Below are 6,746 nucleotides of genomic sequence, written 5' to 3'. Positions count from 1 at the left end.
TCAGGGTTCCCAGGTCCCCGCCGGAACCCTTGACCCACAACAGCTCCACGTCCTCCCCGGTCACCGGGTCCTTCTCCGTGCCCTTCGCCGAGGTGTTCCCACCGGCGAAGTTCGTGTTCCGCTTGTCCGCGCCCAGGCGGTTGGAACGGGTGATCAGCTCTTCAACAGCGTGGTTTTCCATGTGACTCATGCTTCCGATCGGACTGGGTGCTGAGGTGCTCAGCGGCTGTTTGGTCAGCGTTACTCTGCTGGCGGGACAACTCGCAGTCCCGCTCATCGGACGGAGGGGTTTGCCGCTGGAAGGGTCAATTTCCCCGCCAGCGGCACCCCACGCCGAGGTGGTGTTGACTTAGAAGTCGTAATTGCCGATGTTGCTCTTGTCGAAGACGATCGGGTCACCCACGTTAACGACGCCGTCTTTCCCAACCGTGTATTTCCCCAACCGCCCGGCCGTGAACGTTTCGCCTTCCTTGCCGCTGATCGTCCCCTTACCGAGCGCGTCGATCGCGTAGGTGGCCAGGTAGCCCATGTCCTTCGGGCTGTACAGTGCAAAGGCTGAGACGGTGCCGTTTTTGATGTAATCCCGCGTCGCATTCGGTGTGCCCAAGCCAGTCAAAGCGACCTTGCCCTTGAATGACGAGTCGGAGATATAGCGTGCCGCGGCCGCGAGGCCCACATTCGTGCAGGCGATGATGCCTTTGAGCTGAGGATGGGACTGCAGCAAGGCGGCGGTCTTGTTGAACGACTCCTGGTCGTCATCATTGCCGTAGACGGTGTCCACCAGCTTCAGGTTCGGGTGGTTTTTGGCCAGCTCGGTCTTCATTCCGGAAATCCAAGCGTTCTGGTTCTTAGCGTTTGCGGATGCACCGAGGATCGCGACCTCTCCGCTCTCGCCGATCTGCTTTACGAGCAAGTCCACCTGAATCTTCGCGATGCTCTCATCAGTCGCCGGGGCTATGAACAAGTCCCTGAACTTAGGCTCAACGTCGGAGTCGAAGGTCACTACTTTTGTTCCGGCCTTCCGTGCCGCAGTCAGGGCCGAGCCGGGAGCAGTGGGGTCACTGGCTGAGAGTACGATTCCGGAAGCCCCCTGTTGGCTGAGGGTGTTGATGAAGCTGACCTGGGCATCTGCTGCCGAAACAGCGGGACCGACCTCAGCAAACGTCCCCTTGAGCTCCTTTGACGCTTCCTCGCTGCCTTTGGCTGCATCCTGGAAGTAGGGATTGCCCAGCGCCTTGGGCAGGAAGCCAATGCTCAGGTCCTTGGCGGTGCTCTCCTGGGAAGAGCCTGACGGTCCGGACGTCTCTCCTGCGCCGCAGCCGGAGGTGACGAGGGCCACGGTGGCGGCGACCGCTGCTAGTGCGGCCAGACGAGAGCCACGTGTCCCTCGGGATGTGAATAGCGACATTTCTTTATTTCCTTTCAATGACGGACAAAAGTGAGATAAGACTGGATCGGACGTTCGCCTACGCATGACGGGCTGGGGTTTTCGATGTCCCCTCCTTGGCGGCCCGGGTAATTTTCCCTTTGAGCCAGGTAAGCAAGCTTGGTGACACGATCGACGCGACCAGCAGTGCGCCGACGATAATGTTGATGACGTCGGAGGTTACGTTGACGAAACGCAGGGCACTTTGAAGCGTGCCGATCAACAGGACCCCCGCGAGCACTCCGTGAAGGGCGCCCTTCCCGCCGAAGATGGAGACGCCGCCGAGAAGTACCGCGGCGATGACGGTCAGCTCCAGTCCCTGTGCGTTGTCACCGCGCGCGCTCCCGTAGCGGAATGTGAAGTAGATGCCTGCAAGTGCCGCGACGAGCCCCGACAGGACAAAGAGGATGAACTTTGTCCGCTGAACCTTCACACCGGAGAAGGCTGCGACTTCCCGGTTTCGCCCGATGGCGAATATCCCGCGTCCGAAGGGCGTGAAATGAAGCAGGAGGACGAAGGCCAGGGCCAGAACGACGACCAGAACCATGACGTAGGGGATACCGCTTTTGCCGAATACGGACGTCGTTAGTGTGGTCCAGTATTCGGGAAAGTTCACAACGGATCTCGTTCCCAGAATGCCGACAGCGATTCCACGAAAAAGCGCCAGCGTCCCGATTGTCACGGCGAGGGAAGGTAGCCCGACGACGGTGACGAGAAAACCGTTGATGGCTCCGCAGACAATGCCGAGCACGAGCGCTGCCAGCGCTGCGAGTTCAATGGGCCAACCGGCGTCGAACAAGGCCCCGAGCGTGACGTTGCTCAGTCCGACAATGCTTGCCACCGAAAGGTCGATTTCCGCTGAGATCAGAATCAAGGCCATCGGCAGGGCAATGAGGAGGATCGGGGTGACATCCAGCAGCAAGTATCCCAAGGTGAGGGGACTGGAGAACTTGCGGATCGACATCGACGCGACGGCAGCCACGATGATCAAGGCGATGACGACGGCGAATTCGCGGGTGAGGAAGAACCGTTTCCACGCCGGAGAACTGTAGTACGGATAGCTTTGGCTCCGGTACGGGGCGGCCTGCAAGGACGTGGATGAGTCAGTCATTTGCGTTGTCCCTGATCTCGATGAGTTTGTGGAATTGGCGAAGGGAGAGAACTCGATCCAGCGCGATGGCGCCGAGGATGAGGGCTCCGACGACCGCCTGCTGCCAAAAATCCTGCACTCCCAGAAGCGGCAGGGCCCGGTTGATGGTCAAAAGGAGCACGGCACCGATCGCGGCTCCAAGCACGCTTCCGCTTCCGCCGAAGATAGCGATTCCGCCGACGACGGCGGCCGCGACAGAGATGAGTTCAAAGCCGGTTCCAGCCTGCGAATCGACCGTCCCATAACGTGCGGCGAACAGGACGCCGGCGAGGCCGGTCAGCGCCCCACATGCAACGAAGGCGTGTATTACCCGTTTCGTGATGCGCAGACCATACAGTGTCGCTGCTGAGGGATCCGAGCCGATGGCGTAAAGCTCGCGGCCCCCACGCGTGGTCTTCATGCACCATCCGACGGCGACGAGCACCAGCGCCGCGATGATGGCCAGTGTGGGAATGTTCAGGAACGAGCTGACACCGAAGCCAAGGAAGTCGCGTGGCATGTCGGACGCGTTGATCGGCTTGCGCCCGACCCACCAGACGTCAACACCCCGGTAAATGTAGAGCGTGCCCAAGGTGACCACGAGCGCGGGCACCTTTGCGTAGGCGATCAGTGCACCGTTGATCAGTCCGAGGAGAGCACCGAGGGCGATTCCGGCAATAATGACGACCGGAATCGGCATCCCAGGGAAATCAATGAAGAGGCGTCCCGTCAGATAGGCGGTGAGCCCGACGACGGAACCGACTGAAAGGTCAATGTTGCGGGTAATGATGACCATCGCCTGTCCGATGGCCAGGAGCACAAAGATTGCCGGAGTGAGGAGGAGGTCCCGGAACCCGTCGGTGCTGACGAGAAACGCGGGGCTTCGAACCGTTGTCGCCACAAGGACTAACAGGAGGGCGAGAACGATGCCCGTTTCTCGGGACTTCAGTAGTGTTTCGATAGCCTGCGCTGCGGGGTTCTTGCGTGCGGGGGAGATGAGGGCCGTCACTGCGTCGGCTCCATCACGTTCGTGGCGGCCAGGACCTGTTGCCTGTCGTGCGTTGCCGCGAACATCACGGTTTCCGCCGTCGCCTCTGCGCGGGGGATCTCTGACGTGATTCTTCCTTCACGCATGACGAGAACACGATCGGCCATGCCGAGTACCTCCGGTAGTTCTGAGGAAATCATGAGGATTGCGAGCCCCTGGCCCGCAAGTTGTGAGAGCATGCGGTGGACCTCCGCTTTGGTTCCCACATCGATGCCGCGGGTGGGCTCGTCGACGATAAGTATCCGAGGCTGAGCCGCGAGCCACTTGGCTAGGACAATCTTTTGCTGGTTGCCGCCCGAGAGCGTTCCTGCTGCCGTCGCCAGGGAATGGGACTTGACCTGCAGGCGCTGGGCCCACCCGTCGGCCGCCAGGTTCTCCGCCTTGGAGGAGAGGAGACCGAAACGAGCGAGACCTCGGCAGATGGACAGCGTCAGATTTCGTGCTACACCGAAGTCCAGGATGAGGCCCTGCTGCCGGCGGTCCTCTGGTACGAGGGCAACACCGAGCTTCATGGCTGCTGCGGTGTTCTTTCTCGGAACACTTTCGCCGTACACCGATACATGGCCCGAATCGTAGTTGTCGACGCCGAAGATGGCTCGGGCGACCTCACTGCGCCCGGCGCCGACGAGGCCAGCGAGGCCAACAATCTCTCCGGCGCGGACGGTGAAGCTGATGTCATGGAACGTTCCAGTGGAGTTCAGGTTGCGGACCTCTAAGGCGACGTCACCGATGGTCGCTTCTTCCTTTGGAAAGAGTGAAGCCACATCCCGTCCGACCATCTTTCGCACGAGCGAAGGGACGTCCGTCTCATCGATCGGATCGGTGGAGATGTACTCACCATCGCGCATCACGGTCACCGTGTCGCAGAGCGCATAAACTTCCTCGAAGCGGTGCGAGATGAACAGCAACGCACGCCCCTCGTCGCGGAGCGCCCTGGCGATGGCAAACAGCCGGTCGACCTCGGCGAGGCTTAGCGCCGCCGTCGGCTCATCCATGACCAGGACTTTCGCATCCAGCGACATCGCCTTGGCAACTTCGATGATTTGTTGATCTGCGATGGACAGCCCCTGAGCGGGCCGGTCAGGATCAATATGCACATCTAGGCGGCTGAATAGCTCCTGCGCGTGCTTTCTCATCGCCGCCCGGTCGATCCGTCCCCAGGACTTCATGGGCTGACGGCCCATGAAGATATTCTCCGTGACGGAAAGATCAGGAAAGAGGGTCGGCTCCTGGTAGATGACGGCGATGCCGGCATTCTTGGATTCGGCAGTGGATCGAAAATCCACCTCGGTTCCGTCGAGGGTGAACGAACCGGCATCCCGGTGGTACAGACCTGCAATGATCTTGACGATTGTTGACTTGCCGGCTCCGTTCTCACCCATCAAGGCATGAATGGAGCCGGCCCTGAGCGTCAGCTCGCCGTTTCGAAGCGCCCGTACCGCCCCGAACGACTTCGAGACTTCGGACAGCTCAAGCACAACATCGCCGACGGTTGACGTGGAAGAGTGACTCGACAAGCGGATCAATCCCTTCCCGTGGGGGTGGCGGTCATCAATGTGTAGGCGCCCTGCGTGGTATCCAGGCGGCTGTACTGAGCGAGCACGGGGATGTCGCTTGTCACCATAAGGGCATAGGGGACTCCTGCGGGGATGCGTAGGCCACCCAGCTTGTCCGGATCGTCGGTCCTGAGGTGGTACGCCCGCTCGGCGGGCAGGAGAACCGGATCCGAAAGACGCGGTTCGTCGTCGGCGAAGTAGGCTGCGAAGGTCACTTCAGCAGCGGAGCTGCCTACGTTTAGCAGGCAGATCGATTCGTGGCTCGTTTGCCCGCAGGAGCTTTCAGAAGGAATGTACGCATCGGGAACGTACCAGCGCGTGTGTCCGTCAGCCTTTGTTGCAGTGGACATCCGGATTCACCAGCCCGCCGGAGTGCCGACACGCTCACTGATGCGCTGCTTACGGTCCTCGGAATCACGGTAGGCACCAAGCGGATCTGCCACCACGCCCTGACGCTCCCTCAGCCTCCGCAGCAGCGGACGAACGTCCGTTTCGTATGCATCGGTCAGGACTTCATTGGCCGTCACGACATCCCCGGCTTCCTGGGCGGCGGAGAGAGCCGCGCGGTCCACGAGCAGGGCTTTCGCGAAGGCGGCCTGCATCGCCGTGACACTGCGTAGCATGGCGGGAATTTTGTCCTCGATCATCGCGCACTGATCAATCTTGTAGAGGACGTTGCGCGCCGTTTCAGCGACGCGCGGGTCTGCATCGTCCTCTCCGCCAACGAGCTCGACCGCAATAAGGAACAGTTCATAGGGGTTAATGGCGCCGACAAACAGGTCATCATCGGCGTATTTCTTACCGTTAAGGTCAAAGCCGCCCAGGCGGTTCTCGTCAAGCAAGGTTGCGACTATGTGCTCAATATTGACACCGAGGGCATGGTGGCCCAGGTCGACCAGCACCTTCGCACGATCGCCCAACTTCTGGCAGAAGGAGAGCGACTGCCCCCAGTCGGCAATGTCCGTGTGGTAGAAAGCCGGCTCGAAGAGTTTGTATTCGAGCACCATGGTCATGTCCTCGTCGAGCGCAGCGTAGATCTCCTGCAGACCTTCACGAAGGAAGTGGCGCCGCCGACGGAAATCGGCCTGGCCGGGGTAGTTGGTGCCGTCGGCCAGCCACATGGACATCTGGGTGGAACCAACCGAACGCATGACGTCAACGACTTCGATCGAGTGCTCGATCGCCTTGCGCCGGATCTTGGGGTCGAGGTTCGTCAGCGAGCCGAACTTGTAGTCATCGTCCTGGAACAGGTTCGGACTGATTGAACCGATCACCAGACCTTCCTTTTTGGCGTAGTCAGAGAGCCGGCCATAGTCGTCGACCTGGTCCCAGGGAATGTGTAGGGCAACCGAAGGAGCAACTCCGGTGAGTCTGTGCACGAGCGCGGCGTCATCGATCTTTTCCCAGACGTCGCGCGGTGTCCCCGGGGTGTTGAACACCTTGAACCGTGTTCCGGTGCTCACGTACCCCCAACTCTGGGTCTCAATATGCTGCTGAGCCAGGCGTGTCAAAATTTTCTCGTGCTTATCAGATTCAGACATGGGATCTCCCGATCGATGTAGTAAGGCTGGTTTCGGCTTTTTATTG

Annotated in this window: 7 protein-coding genes; all 7 read right to left on the bottom strand. The window is 60.4% G+C overall.

Going from position 1 to position 6,746, the window contains the following annotated elements:
- Positions 1–181, bottom strand: a 181-nt coding sequence (locus tag AC1DJW_RS18715; RefSeq protein ID WP_476902136.1) for a hypothetical protein, incomplete at its 3' end; no start/stop codon positions are given.
- Between the two features lie 168 nt (positions 182–349).
- Entirely contained in the window at positions 350–1,408 is a 1,059-nt protein-coding gene (rhaS, locus tag AC1DJW_RS18710; protein ID WP_390280599.1) for a rhamnose ABC transporter substrate-binding protein, read from the bottom strand.
- Between the two features lie 58 nt (positions 1,409–1,466).
- Complete coding sequence (locus AC1DJW_RS18705; RefSeq protein WP_284755796.1) at positions 1,467–2,537, bottom strand: ABC transporter permease; 1,071 nt, start codon at positions 2,535–2,537, stop codon at positions 1,467–1,469.
- Positions 2,530–3,564: an ABC transporter permease gene (locus AC1DJW_RS18700; RefSeq protein WP_284755798.1), complete on the bottom strand. Its 1,035-nt coding sequence runs from the start codon at positions 3,562–3,564 to the stop codon at positions 2,530–2,532. The genes AC1DJW_RS18705 and AC1DJW_RS18700 overlap by 8 nt, the downstream gene beginning before the upstream one ends.
- Positions 3,561–5,120 (bottom strand): sugar ABC transporter ATP-binding protein, encoded by a 1,560-nt coding sequence (locus AC1DJW_RS18695; protein WP_459341351.1) that lies wholly within the window; start codon positions 5,118–5,120, stop codon positions 3,561–3,563. The genes AC1DJW_RS18700 and AC1DJW_RS18695 overlap by 4 nt, the downstream gene beginning before the upstream one ends.
- A 5-nt stretch (positions 5,121–5,125) precedes the next feature.
- Entirely contained in the window at positions 5,126–5,509 is a 384-nt protein-coding gene (locus AC1DJW_RS18690; RefSeq protein ID WP_284755802.1) for a sensory rhodopsin transducer, read from the bottom strand.
- 6 nt (positions 5,510–5,515) lie between these two features.
- Positions 5,516–6,700: an L-rhamnose isomerase gene (gene rhaI, locus AC1DJW_RS18685; RefSeq protein ID WP_284755803.1), complete on the bottom strand. Its 1,185-nt coding sequence runs from the start codon at positions 6,698–6,700 to the stop codon at positions 5,516–5,518.
- Between the last annotated feature and the right edge of the window lie 46 nt (positions 6,701–6,746).

The organism is Arthrobacter sp. 05L417 (genome assembly GCF_056397865.1).
Note: the sequence above shows the minus strand (reverse complement) of the source record. Positions and strands in the feature narration are given on the sequence as shown.

Coding starts and splice junctions, on each gene's coding strand:
- AC1DJW_RS18705 (WP_284755796.1), bottom strand. CDS start 2,537: ATGACTGACTCATCCACGTCCTTGCAGGCCGCCCCGTACCGGAGCCAA.
- rhaS (WP_390280599.1), bottom strand. CDS start 1,408: ATGTCGCTATTCACATCCCGAGGGACACGTGGCTCTCGTCTGGCCGCA.
- rhaI (WP_284755803.1), bottom strand. CDS start 6,700: ATGTCTGAATCTGATAAGCACGAGAAAATTTTGACACGCCTGGCTCAG.
- AC1DJW_RS18690 (WP_284755802.1), bottom strand. CDS start 5,509: ATGTCCACTGCAACAAAGGCTGACGGACACACGCGCTGGTACGTTCCC.